Consider the following 19,563-nt stretch of genomic DNA (forward strand, 5'->3'; position numbering starts at 1 on the left):
ATAAAATTTAAATTGTTTTAAGCACTAACATCAAATTACTTTTGTTAATTTTACAATCAGAACAATTTTACAAAAAAACTTGTTTTAAAATCTGCTGACAAACTTTAAAATTAGGACAAAATTGCACCACTAATTTTCAAAATGCTTGACTATGATTAGGTTCTCATAAATGTACTAACTCGTGAATAATAACATAGTCAATAACCTCAAAATTAAAATGCATAATTTTGGAATTTAGAACAATTTTTTGCTTGTTAAAATGACAAACACCTCATTTACTACGCATCACTCTAAACTTAAGTTGTTGATAGCTTAAATTCATTGTTTTAGCAAGTAATGCCACTCGGGAACTCAAATATAATTCAGCTTGCTTACTAAGAAATTTATTAAAATTTTTCACAAGTTGCTTTTCATCATTGCCTTTTAAATTAACAACAACAGTTGTTGCGACAAAAATAACTTTATTGTTATTAGCAAAATAATTAATTTGCACCTCATATTTCTTATCTAAGAAATAAACAAAATATGGTTTTTGATGCAAATTAATTAAAATCTTTGAGGACTTATTAATAATTTTCTGTAATTTTTTTCAATTACTAATAAGAAAATCCTCAATATATTGTTCTTTCATTCCTAAGGGGGCATTGACAATAATATCCGATGAATAATATCTTACTGATAATCTTTTACCTTGTTGCAAATAATAATCCAACGCTACATTTTCATAAACTAATTGCTTTTTAAGCATCTAATAACCATCCTCATACTACTTTTTAAATATTGTTTTAATGTTTAAAAACATTATTCCCAAAGCTTTAAAATCCCACGGTTGTTTTACTCTTTTTAAAGGAACAAATTTATTTCCTTTTTTAGAAAAATAAGGTTGCACCTTCGTTAAAATTAAATAACCTAAAGATGTAAAAAATATTCCAAAAGTAAATATAAAAATATAACCTAATGGTCACAAACGACCAGTCCGATCAAAAATATTAGCAGTAGTAACAAGATTATTACCACTACCTCATAATGGATAACCATCACGACCAATAAATAATAAATTAGTTATTTCATTTTCATTTTTCGCAATAACTAATGAAAACGCATTAAAACTTAAAGCCATTAAACTAAATATAATTAAACTAATAAAACTTCATAATAAATAATCACGATGATATTGCACAATACCATACATATATAAAAATCAATAAGTAAAAATGATAATAACATGTAAAACATAATATAACCAGTAAGAAAAATGTTGCGGTCCATACGATTTATCAGCTGGAATTAGTAAACTTGCAAAAACCATAATTACTACTCAAGGTGCAGTAATACTAAATAATTTATCATTAGCCTTAATTAATAAAATGCCACTAATAATTTGTGTTATTGAACTTAAATGAAATGGGAAAATTCAAGGTCAACCTCGTAAATTTTTTCCTGATTCTTTAAAATAATATAAATATAAAAAATGTAAAAAATAATAAAGAAAATATAAGAAAATTTGAAAAATACCAAGAATTCTTAAAAATAATTTATTTTGTGCTAACTTAACATATCCTGTTTTAAAAATAAACAAACAAGCCAAAGCAATTAATGATAAAATAACTGGCAATCAATATTGTCAAGTAACACCAATTTTAGTAATAACTTCACCAGAACTTCCTGCTGGATTAAAAAAATCATATAATGATAAAAACATCTTTACTTCTCCCTTAATAGTTATTACTTATTCGTTGATGATTAATCTCATTTTTATTTAAATAGGCTTGAAAAATATCTTGAAAACTAAACTGCAAAATATTAGCAATTGTAAAAAAATGATTTAAAATATTAGCATAATCATTAGTAATATTTTTTCAAAAAGCAATCGTATGATTAAAAGTTTCTAATATTAACAATGTTAAATCTTGTTCTTGCTTTAATTCATAAGAATATGCTTCTAAATCAATATTAAAACTTAATCCAATACTAATAAGAAAATGCAGACAATCAATAAATTCATCTAAAACTAATTCTTTTGACTTATATGTCATACGATTTGATCAATATTTAAAGCATCGTAATTCATTACTAAATTCCGATAATTCTACTAATAAAGCTAAAAATCGTTTATCAATTGTTTTTTCAACTAATAATTTTTTTTCTTCTAAAATTCTTGCATCTAACTTTTTTTGCAAACTAATAATTTGTTTTCATAATTGTAAATCCAAAATATGTTTCACCCATCCCTAACTTATATTGTTTTATTTATTATAATTATATTTTTTCAAGTTGCAAATAAAAAAATAAAAAAACCTAGTAATAACTTATAAATTATTACTAGATAAAATTAATCTTTTTTTTCTAATGCTGATTTAGACAAATCAACTAATTTTTTAAATTCAACTGGTTGATGAATTGCCATTTCCGATAACATTTTTCGATTAATATCAACATTTGCTTTATGTAAACCATTAATAAATTGTGAATAAGACATATCATATTCTCTAGCAGCACCATTAATTCGTGTAATTCATAAACTTCGAAACTCGCATTTACGCTTTTTACGATCACGATAAGCATATGCTAAAGACTTCATTACTTGTTCTTTAGCAGTTCTAAATAATGTATGTTTTGAACCAAAATAACCTTTAGCTTGTTTTAAAACCTTTTTACGGCGTTTTCTAGTAGTAACGCCTCCTTTAACTCTTGCCATTATTATATTTCCTTTCTAACTAAGTAGTAAATTTTTTAATCTTCGGTAATCAGTTTTATGTACTGCTCCTTCTTTGCTTAAATGTCGTTTTTGTTTAGTTGACTTATTTTGCGCTAAATGAGAAGTAAAAGCATGCTTTCGCTTTCATTTACCAGTTCCAGTAATTTTAATTCGTTTCTGTAATGCTTTTTTTGTTTTCATTTTTGGCATTTTCTTGCTCCTTTTCTTTAATTAAATCTTTATCTTTTCTAGCAATTAAATACATATCATAAAACTGACCAGTTAACTTTGGTGTTTTTTCAATTTCACAATACTCTTTTACTAAATCATAAAACCGCATTAATGTTTCATAACCAAACTCTTTACGATGTGATTCCCTACCTCGAAACTTTAAAGATATTTTAACCCGATCACCATTTTTTAAAAATTCTATTACCTTCTTAGCTTTGAATTGCAAATCATGCTCACCAATATTAGGTGTTAAACGCATTTCTTTGTTTTGAATAATTCGTTGCTTTTTTTTATTATCTTTATCTTTTTTTTGCTCTTCATACTTATATCTGCCATAATCTAAAATTTTCGACACTGGCGGATTAACATTAGGTGCAACAACAAACAAATCTAGTCCTTGCTCTTTAGCAGTCCTTAAAGCATCATTTCGTGACATCACACCTAATTGATTGCCATCTTGATCAATAACTAAAACTTCACGAAAAGGAATATTTTGGTTAATAAAATCAGTATTTGGCTTATGTTTCATAAAATAGAAAACCTCCTATAACAACATAGAAAAAGTGTGTACTAATACACACTCACCATTAAAATATTTAGATTTTAAATCTAAAATTATTATTAGCTGTTTACCCATAACGATAATATGTTGCTATCAGGTGAGTGTAACACTACTTTCTTTTATTTATGTTCCTATAAATAATAACATAAATAAATAAAAATGCAAAAAAATATTAAACTTGGTCGCGTTTAGTTTTCTTAGGTATTTTGCTTTGAAGAAGTAAAACAATCAGCTAATTATATTATTTAATTACTAAACTAACCCTACCTTTCTTGTTATTGTCATTTTTATTCATTACCATTTTATCATATTATTGAATTTTTACACAATAAAAAATTATTAAATTTTAACTAATATTTTTACTTACTTAAATGTATGCCAAATTGTAAAGTTAAGTGCAACTAAATTATTTTTCTAACCAAATATTCGATTGGCGAAAGATAATTTAGTATTTTTCTTGGTCTTTGGTTTAAAGACAATATAAATTTATGAACTGCATTTTTAGTAGTGTTTGAAAAATTAAATTTTTTAGGAAATTTTTCTCTAATTAAACCATTAGTATTTTCATTAGTACCTCTTTGTCAAGGTGAATATGCATCAGCAAAATAAATTTTCACATTTAAATTTTTTTCAAGTTGTTGTCAATTAGCAAATTCTTTACCCCTATCAAATGTTATAGTCTTAACAAGATTATTTGGAAGAATTGATAAATAATGACTAATATTTTTGTTAATAACTTTAGTAGTTCTATTTTCAACTAATATTGCTAAAGTAAATCTTGATGTTCTTTCAACTAAAGTTATTAAACATGATTTACTTTTACCTCGTAATGATACTACAGTATCACCTTCTCAATGGCCAAGAGTTATGCGATTATTAACATTTCGTTCTTTAATGGATTTACCATTAAATTTACCCCGATTTTCTTGAGATTTTCGTTTCTTACCTTTTCTTCTTAAATTTTTACTAGTAACCTTTTCAAGTAATCCAGAATAAATTCAATTGTAAATTGTTTTAAAACTAATAATTCATTCTTGATGAAAATTTTTAATTCTGCCATAAATTTGTTCAGGCGATCAACCTAATAATAATTTTTGTTGTACATATTTTACTAATTCTCTATTTTTAAATTTATGCTGAATTATACTTGTAAGTGCAAGTAAATAAAATTGCAAAAGATTTCATATAAAAATTTCATGATGCTAAGTTTATTTTAGAAAAAGTAAATTTAAGGAGTTTTTATATGGGATACAAACATCTTGGCATAGATGAAAGAATTTATATTGAGAATCAATTGAAATTTAAAGTGCCAAATTGTAAAGTTAAGTGCAACTAAATTATTTTTCTAACCAAATATTCGATTGGCGAAAGATAATTTAGTATTTTTCTTGGTCTTTGGTTTAAAGACAATATAAATTTATGAACTGCATTTTTAGTAGTGTTTGAAAAATTAAATTTTTTAGGAAATTTTTCTCTAATTAAACCATTAGTATTTTCATTAGTACCTCTTTGTCAAGGTGAATATGCATCAGCAAAATAAATTTTCACATTTAAATTTTTTTCAAGTTGTTGTCAATTAGCAAATTCTTTACCCCTATCAAATGTTATAGTCTTAACAAGATTATTTGGAAGAATTGATAAATAATGACTAATATTTTTGTTAATAACTTTAGTAGTTCTATTTTCAACTAATATTGCTAAAGTAAATCTTGATGTTCTTTCAACTAAAGTTATTAAACATGATTTACTTTTACCTCGTGATGATACTACAGTATCACCTTCTCAATGGCCAAGAGTTATGCGATTATTAACATTTCGTTCTTTAATGGATTTACCATTAAATTTACCCCGATTTTCTTGAGATTTTCGTTTCTTACCTTTTCTTCTTAAATTTTTACTAGTAACCTTTTCAAGTAATCCAGAATAAATTCAATTGTAAATTGTTTTAAAACTAATAATTCATTCTTGATGAAAATTTTTAATTCTGCCATAAATTTGTTCAGGCGATCAACCTAATAATAATTTTTGTTGTACATATTTTACTAATTCTCTATTTTTAAATTTATGAAAATAAACATGTAATTGTTTTCTATTTTCTGCTTTATTTTGTGCAATTAATGAAAAATAATGATTATTATCTTTATTTCTATTAACTTCTCGATTAATAGTACTAATACTTCGATTAAGATTTTTAGCTATTTCACTAATTTTTACTTTAGACTTGGTACATAACCTTTAATTTTATCTACTATTTTGATAATTATTTTTTAGATGAAATACAAATGTTAGATAAATACAAAGATAAAAATGAATTTTATAGTTTAGTCGGCATAAAATGTTATAGTTATGTACCAAGTCTATTACTATTTTATCATATTATTGAATTTTTACACAATAGACTTGGTACATAACCTTTAATTTTATCTACTATTTTGATAATATTATTTACTAGGTGAAGTACAAATGTTAGATAAATACAAAGACGAAAATGAATTTTATAGTCTAATAGGCATAAAATATAAAACTTTCATGAAAATGGTAGAAATTTTAAAAGAAGCTAAAGCTAAACAAAAACAAATTGGTGGTAGACCAAATAAATTATCAATAGAGCAAAGATTACTTATGACTTTAGAATACTGAAAAGAATATAGTACATATCGTATTATTGCAAAAAAATATAATATTAGTCATGTTAGTTGTATTCGTAATATCTTTTGAGTTGAAAATACTCTAATAAAAAATAGTCACTTTCATATACCTGGCAAAAAGATATTATTGGAACATAAAGTTACTAATAATAATTTATTAGCAATTGATGCTACAGAAATTCCAATTGAAAGAATTAAAAAAAACTAAAATTATTATTTTCTGGTAAGAAAAGGCAACATTCATTAAAATCGCAAATAATTATTGATTTATTTAACAATAAAATTATTTCAGTAGATTTTTGTTATGGCAGTATTCATGATTATAAGTTATTTTTAAAATCAAATACACTTATAAATCCAAAATTAGAATTAATTGCCGATTCAGGCTATCAAGGTTTGCAAAATGTTCATAAAAATACATTATTGCCAATTAAAAAGAGTAAAAATAATCCCTTAAATCCAGATAAAAAGGAATATAATAGCTTTTTAAGTAAAGTTAGAATTGCCATTGAACATGTTTTTGCTAGATTAAAAAGATTTAAAATACTAGTTTATCGTTATCGCAATAAGATTAGAAGATTTGGATTACGATTTAACTTAATTTCAGGAATATATAATTTTGAATTAAGCTAGTTATAGTTATGTACCAAGTCTTTTAAATTTCAATTGATTCTCAATATAAATTCTTTCATCTATGCCAAGATGTTTGTATCCCATATAAAAACTCCTTAAATTTACTTTTTCTAAAATAAACTTAGCATCATGAAATTTTTATATGAAATCTTTTGCAATTTTATTTACTTGCACTTACAAGTATAATTCAGCAAGTAAAAATTAGTGAAATAGCTAAAAATCTTAATCGAAGTATTAGTACTATTAATCGAGAAGTTAATAGAAATAAAGATAATAATCATTATTTTTCATTAATTGCACAAAATAAAGCAGAAAATAGAAAACAATTACATGTTTATTTTCATAAATTTAAAAATAGAGAATTAGTAAAATATGTACAACAAAAATTATTATTAGGTTGATCGCCTGAACAAATTTATGGCAGAATTAAAAATTTTCATCAAGAATGAATTATTAGTTTTAAAACAATTTACAATTGAATTTATTCTGGATTACTTGAAAAGGTTACTAGTAAAAATTTAAGAAGAAAAGGTAAGAAACGAAAATCTCAAGAAAATCGGGGTAAATTTAATGGTAAATCCATTAAAGAACGAAATGTTAATAATCGCATAACTCTTGGCCATTGAGAAGGTGATACTGTAGTATCATCACGAGGTAAAAGTAAATCATGTTTAATAACTTTAGTTGAAAGAACATCAAGATTTACTTTAGCAATATTAGTTGAAAATAGAACTACTAAAGTTATTAACAAAAATATTAGTCATTATTTATCAATTCTTCCAAATAATCTTGTTAAGACTATAACATTTGATAGGGGTAAAGAATTTGCTAATTGACAACAACTTGAAAAAAATTTAAATGTGAAAATTTATTTTGCTGATGCATATTCACCTTGACAAAGAGGTACTAATGAAAATACTAATGGTTTAATTAGAGAAAAATTTCCTAAAAAATTTAATTTTTCAAACACTACTAAAAATGCAGTTCATAAATTTATATTGTCTTTAAACCAAAGACCAAGAAAAATACTAAATTATCTTTCGTCAATCGAATATTTGGTTAGAAAAATAATTTAGTTGCACTTAACTTTACAATTTGGCTTATGAAAATAAACATGTAATTGTTTTCTATTTTCTGCTTTATTTTGTGCAATTAATGAAAAATAATGATTATTATCTTTATTTCTATTAACTTCTCGATTAATAGTACTAATACTTCGATTAAGATTTTTAGCTATTTCACTAATTTTTACTTTAAATTTCAATTGATTCTCAATATAAATTCTTTCATCTATGCCAAGATGTTTGTATCCCATATAAAAACTCCTTAAATTTACTTTTTCTAAAATAAACTTAGCATCATGAAATTTTTATATGAAATCTTTTGCAATTTTATTTACTTGCACTTACAAGTATAATTCAGCATTTTCAACTAATATTGCTAAAGTAAATCTTGATGTTCTTTCAACTAAAGTTATTAAACATGATTTACTTTTACCTCGTGATGATACTACAGTATCACCTTCTCAATGGCCAAGAGTTATGCGATTATTAACATTTCGTTCTTCAATGGATTTACCATTAAATTTACCCCGATTTTCTTGAGATTTTCGTTTCTTACCTTTTCTTCTTAAATTTTTACTAGTAACCTTTTCAAGTAATCCAGAATAAATTCAATTGTAAATTGTTTTAAAACTAATAATTCATTCTTGATGAAAATTTTTAATTCTGCCATAAATTTGTTCAGGCGATCAACCTAATAATAATTTTTGTTGTACATATTTTACTAATTCTCTATTTTTAAATTTATGAAAATAAACATGTAATTGTTTTCTATTTTCTGCTTTATTTTGTGCAATTAATGAAAAATAATGATTATTATCTTTATTTCTATTAACTTCTCGATTAATAGTACTAATACTTCGATTAAGATTTTTAGCTATTTCACTAATTTTTACTTTAAATTTCAATTGATTCTCAATATAAATTCTTTCATCTATGCCAAGATGTTTGTATCCCATATAAAAACTCCTTAAATTTACTTTTTCTAAAATAAACTTAGCATCATGAAATTTTTATATGAAATCTTTTGCAATTTTATTTACTTGCACTTACAAGTATAATTCAGCAAATAATAAATTTTTAAAATTATTTTAATTACATTTATAGTACAATTTTACTTATCTTAAAAATAATTTAAGAACAAGAAAGAAAGGCATGTAAAAAAATGAAAAAGCTTTTAGAATTATTAGGAACTGTTACAATTGCTAGTAGTGCCATGTTAACTGTGACAACAACAAGTCTTGTTTCAATACAAGAAAAAGAAATAAAATTATTAGATAGTGAAATTAATTATTCAAAAATAAATAGTTTAGAAAGCTTAAAAAGAAATAAAAGAGAAATTCCGCCATCGTTAAAAAATATAATCACAACAATTAATATTGGTGAAATAAAAAAAGTTAATAAAAATAGTGTTATAAAAAGATTAAGTGAAATTAATCACCCAATCTTATCAAGACAAGATTTTTTAGAGAATATTGAACTTGAAGAGATTACAACGAATTCAGCCATTGTTCATTTTAGAAATTGAGAACTTGCACCATTACCAAGAACTTTAACTTTTACTATTAATTTTGATTCTGATATAGTTAATTTTAATGAATTTTTAGGTATAACAAATGAAAATGCTATTTTAAATTTAAATACCATTTTAAATAATAGGTTACAAACAATCGCAAGACAATTTATAGAAAGAAATAATTTAGAGCATTTATTAACAGTTGATGATTTAATAGTTACAAATTTAACAAGTGGTTCGGCATTAATAGAAAGCTCAAACATTAATTATATACTTTCAATAAATGTAATTTTTATGCCTAGATATTTAAGTTTAAGAACATTTATTACTAATAATGATTTGGGCACATTAAATGATAATTCAAAAACAACAATTATTAATGTATTAGAACAAGCAAATAACTTATTTAATAATGGTAGATATGTAAGACTAGAAGTTAGAAATATTGCAAGAAATTCAGCTGAAATTTTATTTAATCAGACAACTAACAGTAGTTCTTCAACGCACGAATTTCATTCTACTGGAAATTTTGATTATGATGATATAATCACTGTAACTTTTACTCCTTGTAGGCTAGATTTATCATCTATTATTACTAATACTGATTTAGGTATATTACCTGATAATAGTGCACTAACAATTAGAGAAGCAATAATAAGAGCAAATCCGAACCTTGGCTTAACAACCAATAGTATAGAATTTTATTATATTACTTTAAATACAGCTAGAATTAGAAGTAATAATAAAAATTATATTGGAGCAACAAATTTAACCTTTACTCCTTTTGCGATAGATTTATCATATCTTAATAATAATTTAGGAAATTTACATTTTAATAGTCCTATACACATTTTTAATGCTTTATTAATAGCAAATCCAAACTCCGGCTTAACAATCAATAGTAGACTTGGTACATAACTATAACTAGCTTAATTCAAAATTATATATTCCTGAAATTAAGTTAAATCGTAATCCAAATCTTCTAATCTTATTGCGATAACGATAAACTAGTATTTTAAATCTTTTTAATCTAGCAAAAACATGTTCAATGGCAATTCTAACTTTACTTAAAAAGCTATTATATTCCTTTTTATCTGGATTTAAGGGATTATTTTTACTCTTTTTAATTGGCAATAATGTATTTTTATGAACATTTTGCAAACCTTGATAGCCTGAATCGGCAATTAATTCTAATTTTGGATTTATAAGTGTATTTGATTTTAAAAATAACTTATAATCATGAATACTGCCATAACAAAAATCTACTGAAATAATTTTATTGTTAAATAAATCAATAATTATTTGTGATTTTAATGAATGTTGCCTTTTCTTACCAGAAAATAATAATTTTAGTTTTTTTTAATTCTTTCAATTGGAATTTCTGTAGCATCAATTGCTAATAAATTATTATTAGTAACTTTATGTTCCAATAATATCTTTTTGCCAGGTATATGAAAGTGACTATTTTTTATTAGAGTATTTTCAACTCAAAAGATATTACGAATACAACTAACATGACTAATATTATATTTTTTTGCAATAATACGATATGTACTATATTCTTTTCAGTATTCTAAAGTCATAAGTAATCTTTGCTCTATTGATAATTTATTTGGTCTACCACCAATTTGTTTTTGTTTAGCTTTAGCTTCTTTTAAAATTTCTACCATTTTCATGAAAGTTTTATATTTTATGCCTATTAGACTATAAAATTCATTTTCGTCTTTGTATTTATCTAGCATTTGTACTTCACCTAGTAAATAATATTATCAAAATAGTAGATAAAATTAAAGGTTATGTACCAAGTCTAGTATAATTATTGAATGTATTACATTAAATACAGCAATAATTAGAAGTAATAATAACAATTTTATTGGGTCAGTAATTGTAAATTTTAATTCTATTAATATAGATTTATCATCTATTATTACTAATACTAATTTAGGTATGTTACCTGATGATAGCACGCCAACAATTAGAGAAGCAATAATAAGAGCAAATCCGAATTCCGGCTTAACAACCAATAGTATAACAATAGCTAATTATATTACTCCAAATTCAGTATTAGTTATGGTAAGAAATAATCCAATAAATATTGGGTCAGTAATTGTAAATTTTAATTCTATTAATATAGATTTATCATCTATTATTACTAATACTGATTTAGGTATATTACTTGATAATAATTCAGTAACAATTACTAATGCTGTATTAATAGCAAATCCAAACTATAGATTAAGATACGACGAAATAATTGTTGAACATATTACTTCAAATTCAGCCATAATTAGAAGTAATAATTCTAATTTTTTTGGATCAGTAAATATAATATTTAGTATTGGTAATAATAAAAGATTACAAAATTTTAATAATGATGAAAAAGATGATAAATCTAATAAGCAACGAAAATTAAATCATAGCACTACTCCAGGGCCAGATGGAAATAATGGAGTTGCAGGAAAAAGTAATCAACAAAAAATAACAGAAAATGATCATGATCAATATTATGAAATTTTATCTAGAAAAGTTTTAAATTCAAATGTTAATAACGATAAATTAAATTTAAATCCATTACAATTAAAAAATAATGAATATTATTTTTTAGATCAACAAATAGAACAAATTAGTTTAAAAAATGATGAAAATTTAGAAATTAACTTAATTAAAAACAATAATAAAGTCAAGCAAAATGTACCTGTAGTAAATAAACCAATAAACAAAAATATTATCAACGCACAAATAACAGCTACCAAGGCAATAAATAAATACAACGCTCTTTCAAAAGAAGAAAAATTAAAAAAATTAAATGAAATTAATCGTTATTATCAAACATTATCTGAAAATGATAAAAAAGCTTTTAAAGAAAAATTAACAAATGCTGGATTAGCAGCTTTAAGTGGGGGTGCATTAACAGCTTATGGAACAAAAATGACTGTTAGTGGCACCGCTGCTACTAGTGCCACAAATGCAGAAGCAATGGAAATGACTCCGCTCTTATCAACAAGCACAACAGAAAGCTTAGCCGCTGCAGAAACAATTACTGTTGCCGAAACAGCAGCAGTTGAAGGTGGAATTATCGCTGGGGAAACTGGTACTGCTGCCACTCTGGCTCCGGAAACTCTAGGGCTATCCTTAGTAATTGGAGGATTAGCAATTGCCGGAACATGAATGTATTTTGCTTTTCATCATCATTCAACATCTAATATTGCGTTGCCAACTTCAATTCATCAAGATAATAATCATTATTTTTCATTAATTGCACAAAATAAAGCAGAAAATAGAAAACAATTACATGTTTATTTTCATAAATTTAAAAATAGAGAATTAGTAAAATATGTACAACAAAAATTATTATTAGGTTGATCGCCTGAACAAATTTATGGCAGAATTAAAAATTTTCATCAAGAATGAATTATTAGTTTTAAAACAATTTACAATTGAATTTATTCTGGATTACTTGAAAAGGTTACTAGTAAAAATTTAAGAAGAAAAGGTAAGAAACGAAAATCTCAAGAAAATCGGGGTAAATTTAATGGTAAATCCATTGAAGAACGAAATGTTAATAATCGCATAACTCTTGGCCATTGAGAAGGTGATACTGTAGTATCATCACGAGGTAAAAGTAAATCATGTTTAATAACTTTAGTTGAAAGAACATCAAGATTTACTTTAGCAATATTAGTTGAAAATAGAACTACTAAAGTTATTAACAAAAATATTAGTCATTATTTATCAATTCTTCCAAATAATCTTGTTAAGACTATAACATTTGATAGGGGTAAAGAATTTGCTAATTGACAACAACTTGAAAAAAATTTAAATGTGAAAATTTATTTTGCTGATGCATATTCACCTTGACAAAGAGGTACTAATGAAAATACTAATGGTTTAATTAGAGAAAAATTTCCTAAAAAATTTAATTTTTCAAACACTACTAAAAATGCAGTTCATAAATTTATATTGTCTTTAAACCAAAGACCAAGAAAAATACTAAATTATCTTTCGCCAATCGAATATTTGGTTAGAAAAATAATTTAGTTGCACTTAACTTTACAATTTGGCTAATAAATAAATAATATCAAATAACATTCGTCAACTTTGAGGATTATAATAATACAAAATCGCACCGTAGAATCACGCAATAATAAATAAAGTGCGATTTAAAGCGACAAAATCATATAATCTTAAATTTATTTTTTTAAACAATAGCATCACTTAAATCACACTCTCCTTATTTTTATTACTATCTGCCGGGCATTAATTTTTCAAACATTTTGAAAGCAATTAAAAATAAACCAATAATTACACCAAGCAAGAAAACTCAATATGTAGCAAAAAAAATAACAACATTAGGCATATTACCACCAATAATATCGGTTCAAATGTGACCAAACGCTCCAATTAACGCTTTTCATAAGTTAGTAACCGCTTGCTCGCCAGTAACAGCTACTGCCGGTGCTTCTGCTAAGAAAGTTCCAATCATATAATCACCCCCTTTCTAAACAAAATATGATTTAACTTTATAAAATAAAATAACCATAAATAAGACAATAATTACTAATACCATTCAAAACGCAATATTTGCTATTAAAAGTCAAAGTAGTTCTTTGGTTAAATCAATTTCTTTACCAGAAACTCACGCCGGAATAACTTTAATTTGAATAAATAAATCCCAAAAATACAATTTTGTCATTTCTCAATCTAAATCTTTTCAAGCAAGTAAAAACATAATAATTACCGCTTAAAAGGTCAAAAGAGCAGAAAAATAATGGCTGAGAAGAGCATTACAATTATTAAAATTGAAAACAAAAATACAACTTGGGGTGGTAAATCGGCAGTTGGATAAATTAATTCAATTAACTCAATAATTATTTTTTTAAACATTTTCTAAACCTACTTTTTAATTTCTTTTTCATCTTGTTCTAATAAATTTCGCTTAAACTTTGCAATAAATATTCGTTGTGAATAAGTAAAATCTTTTGGCAACTGCTTTGCTTCACTACCATATTTCTTTTTATCTTTAAAAAACCGATAAATATTAACCGCAATATAATATGCTAGTAATAATGTTAAAATCGTAAAAAACACTAGTCCAAATATACTCATCTTTCTTTTCTCCTTAATTTTTTAATCTTTTAATATGCAATATCAACACAAAGTCAATTATCACCGACTAAATCAGTTCTAACAGATTCAACTGCAGATGCAGACACAGATGTCTCACTCTCTAGGAGGCTGAGGCGACTAGACTTAGCAGACAAAACACCAACACACTCAACACCATCAAACAATACCTTATTACAAAAACGAAACAATCCACAATCATCACACAAACCAGCGACACGCTTAGAAAGTACCACAGAACTATTTACATCCAAACGATTACCATAAGGCACAAACTTCAACTTTAATAAACAACTATTCTCATTACTCATTATCATACACCTACCTAACTGTTAAATCACACACTATCCAGTTTTTTTATTAATAGAATATATAAACTCTTGACAATAATCTTTGCCAGACTCATCCACATTAACTCACATTTTCATTTCTAAAACTCCTCAAAAAAATTGCAATAACTTAGTTAAATAACTCAACTAACATAGATAATTAACGGGCGGAGCATACGCTTTCCGCACCGTTTAAACACCATAAAAGCCAACTAAGATATATTTTTTTTACCCCTTATCTTTAAAACACCGTAAAACATTTTTAAAATGAATTTTTAAAATAATCAAAACTTACAACCTTTTTATCATGTTCTTTTTCAGCAACAAAAAAACCTAACAACTCATGATCTAAAATCAAACTAGATTTTTGACCTTTTTTATTAACTAAAACTAACTGATACTCACCATCTTTAATTATTCCGATACAAATAGAATTTTCATATTTTCCTTTATAAACAAATCGTTTTGAAAACCAAATACCAGTAGATTCATACAATCACGGAATTGCTGGTGCTTTAATAAGTACTGCATTTTGTGTTTCTTTTAAAAGATATTTTTCAGTATTTAAAAAAATATTTTCAATATTTCGCATATACATACCATCCTTACAATATTTAGTTATACTAAACTAAGAGTTATATTTAACTTAGTTACTTAGTCTTTTAACTAAGTTAAATATTTATTTTTTTAAACATTTATGTTTAACAAAATTTGTTAGTAAACTTCGTTTACTAATTAACTTAGTTTATTACTATCAAGGCACAAAAAAATACAAGGCATAACTAAAAATAATAAATATTAATTTAACCTTATATTTCTTGTAATAAATAAATGAGCTCGTATTTATTTATTAATTAAAAGCAAGTTTGTAGAAACCAAAATCTTGTCATATGTATATGGTTTCTACACAAATTAAATTATTAGATATTGACAATAATAAAATATTTCTAGCAACAAAAACTAATGAACTAATTAATAATAATGACATTTTGTTTATTAATTCAGGAATTACCAATGAATATTTAATCAGTTTAATAAATAAACCAGTTTATTTATTTACAAACAGTATTAGACTTGGTACATAACTATAACATTTTATGCCGACTAAACTATAAAATTCATTTTTATCTTTGTATTTATCTAACATTTGTATTTCATCTAAAAAATAATTATCAAAATAGTAGATAAAATTAAAGGTTATGTACCAAGTCTATTGAAATTTTTAAACAAGCAATTAATAATAAAAATATTTTAGATACTATTTTAATTGGTGGTCGCTATTTAGCTGAAAGTAAAGTTTTAGTAGGAAGCCATAGCTTAGCAAATTTAGAAAATGTCAAATTCAGTAAATGCATTCTTAATATTAAGAATATTTCTAATACTTATGATTTATATGCTAAAAATGAAGAAGAAGCACAACTGAAACAAAAAGTATTAAGTGCTTCTAATACTAAAATTATTATTGCTGAAAATGATAGTATTAACACAATTGGTTTTATTAAATACGCCAATTTAAAGGAATGTGATATATTTATTACAAACAATAAATCATTACCCAATATTAACGAAATAGGTAACTCAATTATTGTTATTAATTAAGGAGAAAAATATGACCATCTTAGCTATTGAAACAAGTTGTGATGAAACAGCAATAGCAATATATAAAGATAAAAAAGTTAAAAGCAATATTATTTTTTCACAAATAGCTAATCATCAACAATATGGTGGGGTTGTTCCTGAAATTGCTTCAAGACTTCATATTTCTAAAATTAGTTATGTTTTAAAAGAAGCCATTAAACAAGCACAAATCCAATATCATGATATTGACTACATCGGTTATACTGACCATCCGGGATTAAGTGGTTCACTTCATATCGGTAAAGTTTGCGCTCAAACAATATCATTAATGTTAAAAAAACCACTTATTGCTTGTAATCATATTGAAGGTCATATTTATAGCGCTGCCATTAATAATGAATTTAAGTTTCCCTTAATAACCTTAGTAGTATCCGGTGGCCACACGCAATTAGTTTTAATGAAAAAACATCTTGATTTTCATATTTTAGGAGAAACTTATGATGATGCTGTCGGTGAAGCTTATGATAAAGTAGCAAGATTATTAGAACTTGAATATCCAGGTGGACCAATAATTGATAAAATAGCAAAAAAAGGACAAAATATTTTTGAACTGCCATTAGGAAAAAATGATAACAGTTTTGACTTTTCATTTAGTGGTTTAAAATCTGCAGTAGCAAATTTAATTAAAAAATTAAATGTTCGCCAATTAGAATTTAGAAAAGAAGATATTGCTTGTTCTTTTCAAGAACAAGCAACTAATATTTTAATTAAAAAATTAACAATGGCAATGAAAAAATATCATCCAAAAATGATAACAGTAGTCGGTGGCGTTGCTGCTAACAGTGTTTTACGAACTAAGGTTGAAAACTTAGCAACAAAAAATACCACAGTTATTATTCCTAATAATGAATACTGTACTGATAATGCTGCGATGATTGCAAGATTAACTTGACAAATAATTAATAATCGCTTAAAAGAAACTTCTAAAAAGAAAAAATAAAAATCATTCTCATATGAGAATGATTTTTATTATCTATTAACCTGAACTTACATACAACGAACACGGATTATCACGAATAATCTTTTTCATTATTTGATAAAGCGCTTCCATATCATGATTTATAAAAAGACTTGTAAGATTTTTAGCGCTAGTTTTTGTTTTTTTAACAATTTCTAATTCATTTAATACTTTTTGATTAATAATTTCATTATCTTTCAAAGCAAAATTAATACTACCATCCTCAATATAAAAATCAATAATATTTTTTAATCGCCCTAAGCAAGCAATAATATCTTGCCCAATTCGTAATAACTGATAATGCTTCTTATAACTATTAGCCTGTTCACAAACTTGATTAGCAATTTCCTTTTCTGTTGTACTACTAAAAATATCATTTAAAATTAAAAAATCTATTTTTCTTTTTTTTCGTAAAGCAATTAAAAATTCAAGCAAAATTTGTTGCTTTTTTTCACTTAATACTTTTCATAAATTACTATCAATTGAAGTTTGTTCATCAATACGATGACAATGATATACCGTATTAATTAATTTATATTTATAAAATCCCATTTCACAACTAACAACCTTATAATTTTCATTATGAAATTTATCTTTTAAAATATATTTATGAACTAAAATTCAATCACACTTTTTTAACTTTTTAATAATATTAAAAGTAAACTCATTTAAAGCAATAGTTAAATAAGATTCATCATTAATTTTATGTTCTGAAATATAAAGTCATTTAATTTTATGCAAAGTTTGTTTATCTATTGTTTTAACAAAAGGCTTAACAACTTGATCAATAGAAACATTGGTTTTAACTAAAATTAAAAAACTATCAATACTATTTTTATCCATTAGTTTGAGAAACCCCTCTTTATAAAAATTTCCCTTTTTCTTTAAACATCTTGTTTATAAAAATTAACTGCTGTTTTTAAAGCTAACATCATCATCTTATCAAATGATTGTTCGCGCTCTTCACTCGTAGTAGCCTCTTTTGTTACTAACGAATCAGATACAGTTAAAATACATCCTGCTTGCTTATTTAACACTTTTGCATTAGCAAATAACGCAAAAGTTTCCATTTCTACAGCAATAGTTTGTTTTTCACTTAAAAATCTTTTATATTCTTCAAAATTTTTACGATAAAAAACATCAGAACAATGTACCCTTCCAGATATGATGTTAATATTTTTATCACTTGCTGTTTTTTTAATTAATTCATAAATATTAGGATTGGCTTCAATAATATCACCATTTGTTGCACCAACAATTTTAGCATAATTATTTTCACCATACACCGAACTTACATTAATAACATCATACAGTTTTAACTTTTCGTCATATGCACCTGCACTTCCAATTCTAATAATTACATCAACATCATAAAATTTAAATAATTCATATGAGTAAATGCCAATTGAAGGACAACCCATACCACTACCAGCAATAGTTATTCTTTTCCCTTGATATATTCCTGTATACATTAACATATTACGAACACTATTTACTAATTGCACATCTTGCAAATAATTTGTTGCAATATATTTTGCTCTAATTGGATCTCCGGGCATTAAAACTATTGGGGCAATGTCCTCTTTTTTAGCACTAATATGTGGTGTCATTCTTTTACTCCTCTTTATATTTTAATATCGTTATTATACCACTTTTTAATATTAATAATTACTTATCAAAGACTAACGGTCGCGTTTAGTTTTCTTAGGTATTGCTTTGAAGAAGTAAAACAATCAGCTAATTATATTATTTAATTACTAAACTAACCCTACCTTTCTTGTTATTGTCATTTTTATTCATTACCATTTTATCATATTATTGAATTTTTACACAAGACTTGGTACATAACCTTTAATTTTATCTACTATTTTGATAATTATTTTTTAGATGAAATACAAATGTTAGATAAATACAAAGATAAAAATGAATTTTATAGTTTAGTCGGCATAAAATGTTATAGTTATGTACCAAGTCTATTGTCTTTAAACCAAAGACCAAGAAAAATACTAAATTATCTTTCGCCAATCGAATATTTGGTTAGAAAAATAATTTAGTTGCACTTAACTTTACAATTTGGCTTTTAAAATTTTTTTAATATGATTAATAAATTTTTTCTCACAAGCAACATGCAAATATCGTTTATCACTAAATAGATGTAAACACCA

Annotated in this window: 28 protein-coding genes; 9 read left to right on the plus strand and 19 right to left on the minus strand. The window is 24.8% G+C overall.

Annotated elements, in window-relative coordinates:
* Positions 1 to 67: 67 nt before the first annotated feature.
* The 8 genes from ACFEL5_RS02940 to ACFEL5_RS02975 form a co-directional block, all read right to left on the minus strand.
* A complete protein-coding gene (locus tag ACFEL5_RS02940) occupies positions 68 to 748 on the minus strand; it encodes a SprT family zinc-dependent metalloprotease (RefSeq protein ID WP_338967528.1) in 681 nt (226 codons plus the stop codon).
* Positions 749 to 766: 18 nt separating this feature from the next.
* Positions 767 to 1,702, minus strand: a complete 936-nt coding sequence (locus tag ACFEL5_RS02945) for a TMEM164 family acyltransferase (RefSeq protein ID WP_342189500.1) — start codon at positions 1,700 to 1,702, stop codon at positions 767 to 769.
* 13 nt (positions 1,703 to 1,715) lie between these two features.
* Complete coding sequence (locus ACFEL5_RS02950) at positions 1,716 to 2,213, minus strand: dUTP diphosphatase (RefSeq protein ID WP_342189501.1); 498 nt, start codon at positions 2,211 to 2,213, stop codon at positions 1,716 to 1,718.
* A gap of 119 nt (positions 2,214 to 2,332) precedes the next feature.
* The gene (rplT, locus tag ACFEL5_RS02955) at positions 2,333 to 2,698 is read right to left on the minus strand and encodes a 50S ribosomal protein L20 (protein WP_338967539.1); all 366 of its coding nucleotides are present in this window, start codon (positions 2,696 to 2,698) and stop codon (positions 2,333 to 2,335) included.
* 15 nt (positions 2,699 to 2,713) lie between these two features.
* Positions 2,714 to 2,908 carry a 50S ribosomal protein L35 gene (gene rpmI / locus ACFEL5_RS02960; RefSeq protein ID WP_338967542.1) on the minus strand — a complete coding sequence of 65 codons (195 nt, stop codon included), beginning with the start codon at positions 2,906 to 2,908 and terminating at the stop codon, positions 2,714 to 2,716.
* Positions 2,865 to 3,458 carry a translation initiation factor IF-3 gene (gene infC / locus ACFEL5_RS02965; protein ID WP_375315646.1) on the minus strand — a complete coding sequence of 198 codons (594 nt, stop codon included), beginning with the start codon at positions 3,456 to 3,458 and terminating at the stop codon, positions 2,865 to 2,867. Before infC ends, rpmI begins: the two co-directional genes overlap by 44 nt.
* Before the next feature lie 434 nt (positions 3,459 to 3,892).
* Positions 3,893 to 4,666, minus strand: a complete 774-nt coding sequence (locus tag ACFEL5_RS02970) for an IS30 family transposase (RefSeq protein ID WP_375315647.1) — start codon at positions 4,664 to 4,666, stop codon at positions 3,893 to 3,895.
* Positions 4,667 to 4,823: 157 nt separating this feature from the next.
* Positions 4,824 to 5,723 carry an IS30 family transposase gene (locus ACFEL5_RS02975; protein ID WP_375315762.1) on the minus strand — a complete coding sequence of 300 codons (900 nt, stop codon included), beginning with the start codon at positions 5,721 to 5,723 and terminating at the stop codon, positions 4,824 to 4,826.
* Between the two features lie 50 nt (positions 5,724 to 5,773).
* Between ACFEL5_RS02975 and ACFEL5_RS02980 the strand changes: the two genes are divergently transcribed.
* The 4 genes from ACFEL5_RS02980 to ACFEL5_RS02995 all read left to right on the plus strand — a co-directional run bounded on the left by ACFEL5_RS02980 (position 5,774) and on the right by ACFEL5_RS02995 (position 7,848).
* Complete coding sequence (locus ACFEL5_RS02980; RefSeq protein WP_375315275.1) at positions 5,774 to 5,902, plus strand: hypothetical protein; 129 nt, start codon at positions 5,774 to 5,776, stop codon at positions 5,900 to 5,902.
* Positions 5,903 to 5,954: 52 nt separating this feature from the next.
* Positions 5,955 to 6,347 (plus strand): transposase family protein, encoded by a 393-nt coding sequence (locus tag ACFEL5_RS02985; RefSeq protein ID WP_375315019.1) that lies wholly within the window; start codon positions 5,955 to 5,957, stop codon positions 6,345 to 6,347.
* Positions 6,348 to 6,406: 59 nt separating this feature from the next.
* Positions 6,407 to 6,772 carry a transposase family protein gene (locus tag ACFEL5_RS02990; protein WP_342224590.1) on the plus strand — a complete coding sequence of 122 codons (366 nt, stop codon included), beginning with the start codon at positions 6,407 to 6,409 and terminating at the stop codon, positions 6,770 to 6,772.
* A 152-nt stretch (positions 6,773 to 6,924) separates the two neighbouring features.
* On the plus strand, positions 6,925 to 7,848 hold the full coding sequence (locus tag ACFEL5_RS02995; RefSeq protein WP_375315648.1) for an IS30 family transposase: 924 nt from the start codon (positions 6,925 to 6,927) through the stop codon (positions 7,846 to 7,848).
* Here the strand turns inward: ACFEL5_RS02995 and ACFEL5_RS03000 are convergent.
* Together ACFEL5_RS03000 and ACFEL5_RS03005 are read right to left on the minus strand one after the other, a co-directional pair.
* Positions 7,845 to 8,087 carry a helix-turn-helix domain-containing protein gene (locus ACFEL5_RS03000; RefSeq protein ID WP_342277269.1) on the minus strand — a complete coding sequence of 81 codons (243 nt, stop codon included), beginning with the start codon at positions 8,085 to 8,087 and terminating at the stop codon, positions 7,845 to 7,847. The genes ACFEL5_RS02995 and ACFEL5_RS03000 overlap by 4 nt on opposite strands.
* Before the next feature lie 90 nt (positions 8,088 to 8,177).
* Positions 8,178 to 8,792, minus strand: coding sequence for an IS30 family transposase (locus ACFEL5_RS03005; protein WP_375315649.1), 615 nt, complete (start codon positions 8,790 to 8,792; stop codon positions 8,178 to 8,180).
* A gap of 206 nt (positions 8,793 to 8,998) precedes the next feature.
* On the opposite strand from ACFEL5_RS03005, the gene ACFEL5_RS03010 reads away from it, so the two are divergent.
* Complete coding sequence (locus ACFEL5_RS03010) at positions 8,999 to 10,267, plus strand: hypothetical protein (protein ID WP_375315650.1); 1,269 nt, start codon at positions 8,999 to 9,001, stop codon at positions 10,265 to 10,267.
* Between the two features lie 6 nt (positions 10,268 to 10,273).
* Here the strand turns inward: ACFEL5_RS03010 and ACFEL5_RS03015 are convergent, their stop codons facing one another.
* Entirely contained in the window at positions 10,274 to 10,696 is a 423-nt protein-coding gene (locus tag ACFEL5_RS03015) for a transposase family protein (protein ID WP_342224593.1), read from the minus strand.
* 2 nt (positions 10,697 to 10,698) lie between these two features.
* Entirely contained in the window at positions 10,699 to 11,091 is a 393-nt protein-coding gene (locus tag ACFEL5_RS03020; protein ID WP_375315019.1) for a transposase family protein, read from the minus strand.
* Positions 11,092 to 11,296: 205 nt separating this feature from the next.
* Here ACFEL5_RS03020 and ACFEL5_RS03025 point away from each other — a divergent pair, with 205 nt between their 5' ends.
* Complete coding sequence (locus ACFEL5_RS03025) at positions 11,297 to 13,387, plus strand: IS30 family transposase (protein ID WP_375315651.1); 2,091 nt, start codon at positions 11,297 to 11,299, stop codon at positions 13,385 to 13,387.
* Between the two features lie 205 nt (positions 13,388 to 13,592).
* Here the strand turns inward: ACFEL5_RS03025 and ACFEL5_RS03030 are convergent, their stop codons facing one another.
* The 5 genes from ACFEL5_RS03030 to ACFEL5_RS03050 all read right to left on the minus strand — a co-directional run bounded on the left by ACFEL5_RS03030 (position 13,593) and on the right by ACFEL5_RS03050 (position 15,394).
* Complete coding sequence (locus tag ACFEL5_RS03030) at positions 13,593 to 13,832, minus strand: hypothetical protein (protein WP_375315652.1); 240 nt, start codon at positions 13,830 to 13,832, stop codon at positions 13,593 to 13,595.
* A 15-nt stretch (positions 13,833 to 13,847) separates the two neighbouring features.
* A complete protein-coding gene (locus tag ACFEL5_RS03035; RefSeq protein WP_375315653.1) occupies positions 13,848 to 14,078 on the minus strand; it encodes a hypothetical protein in 231 nt (76 codons plus the stop codon).
* 164 nt (positions 14,079 to 14,242) lie between these two features.
* Positions 14,243 to 14,455 (minus strand): hypothetical protein, encoded by a 213-nt coding sequence (locus ACFEL5_RS03040; RefSeq protein ID WP_215825617.1) that lies wholly within the window; start codon positions 14,453 to 14,455, stop codon positions 14,243 to 14,245.
* A gap of 29 nt (positions 14,456 to 14,484) precedes the next feature.
* Entirely contained in the window at positions 14,485 to 14,784 is a 300-nt protein-coding gene (locus ACFEL5_RS03045; RefSeq protein WP_375315654.1) for a hypothetical protein, read from the minus strand.
* A 280-nt stretch (positions 14,785 to 15,064) separates the two neighbouring features.
* On the minus strand, positions 15,065 to 15,394 hold the full coding sequence (locus ACFEL5_RS03050) for a hypothetical protein (protein ID WP_375315655.1): 330 nt from the start codon (positions 15,392 to 15,394) through the stop codon (positions 15,065 to 15,067).
* Positions 15,395 to 16,062: 668 nt separating this feature from the next.
* Between ACFEL5_RS03050 and ACFEL5_RS03055 the strand changes: the two genes are divergently transcribed.
* Complete coding sequence (locus tag ACFEL5_RS03055) at positions 16,063 to 16,401, plus strand: hypothetical protein (RefSeq protein WP_375315763.1); 339 nt, start codon at positions 16,063 to 16,065, stop codon at positions 16,399 to 16,401.
* 10 nt (positions 16,402 to 16,411) lie between these two features.
* Positions 16,412 to 17,380, plus strand: a complete 969-nt coding sequence (gene tsaD / locus ACFEL5_RS03060; RefSeq protein WP_342189956.1) for a tRNA (adenosine(37)-N6)-threonylcarbamoyltransferase complex transferase subunit TsaD — start codon at positions 16,412 to 16,414, stop codon at positions 17,378 to 17,380.
* A 36-nt stretch (positions 17,381 to 17,416) separates the two neighbouring features.
* Here the strand turns inward: tsaD and ACFEL5_RS03065 are convergent, their stop codons facing one another.
* Positions 17,417 to 18,241, minus strand: a complete 825-nt coding sequence (locus ACFEL5_RS03065) for a hypothetical protein (RefSeq protein ID WP_338968843.1) — start codon at positions 18,239 to 18,241, stop codon at positions 17,417 to 17,419.
* A gap of 41 nt (positions 18,242 to 18,282) precedes the next feature.
* Positions 18,283 to 19,008: a purine-nucleoside phosphorylase gene (gene deoD, locus ACFEL5_RS03070; RefSeq protein WP_342263304.1), complete on the minus strand. Its 726-nt coding sequence runs from the start codon at positions 19,006 to 19,008 to the stop codon at positions 18,283 to 18,285.
* Between the two features lie 288 nt (positions 19,009 to 19,296).
* Between deoD and ACFEL5_RS03075 the strand changes: the two genes are divergently transcribed.
* Entirely contained in the window at positions 19,297 to 19,452 is a 156-nt protein-coding gene (locus tag ACFEL5_RS03075) for a hypothetical protein (RefSeq protein ID WP_375315420.1), read from the plus strand.
* Positions 19,453 to 19,563: the final 111 nt, after the last annotated feature.

It is taken from the genome of Spiroplasma endosymbiont of Tipula paludosa, assembly GCF_964264785.1.
In the GTDB taxonomy this organism is placed as follows: domain Bacteria; phylum Bacillota_I; class Bacilli_A; order Mycoplasmatales; family Nriv7; genus Nriv7.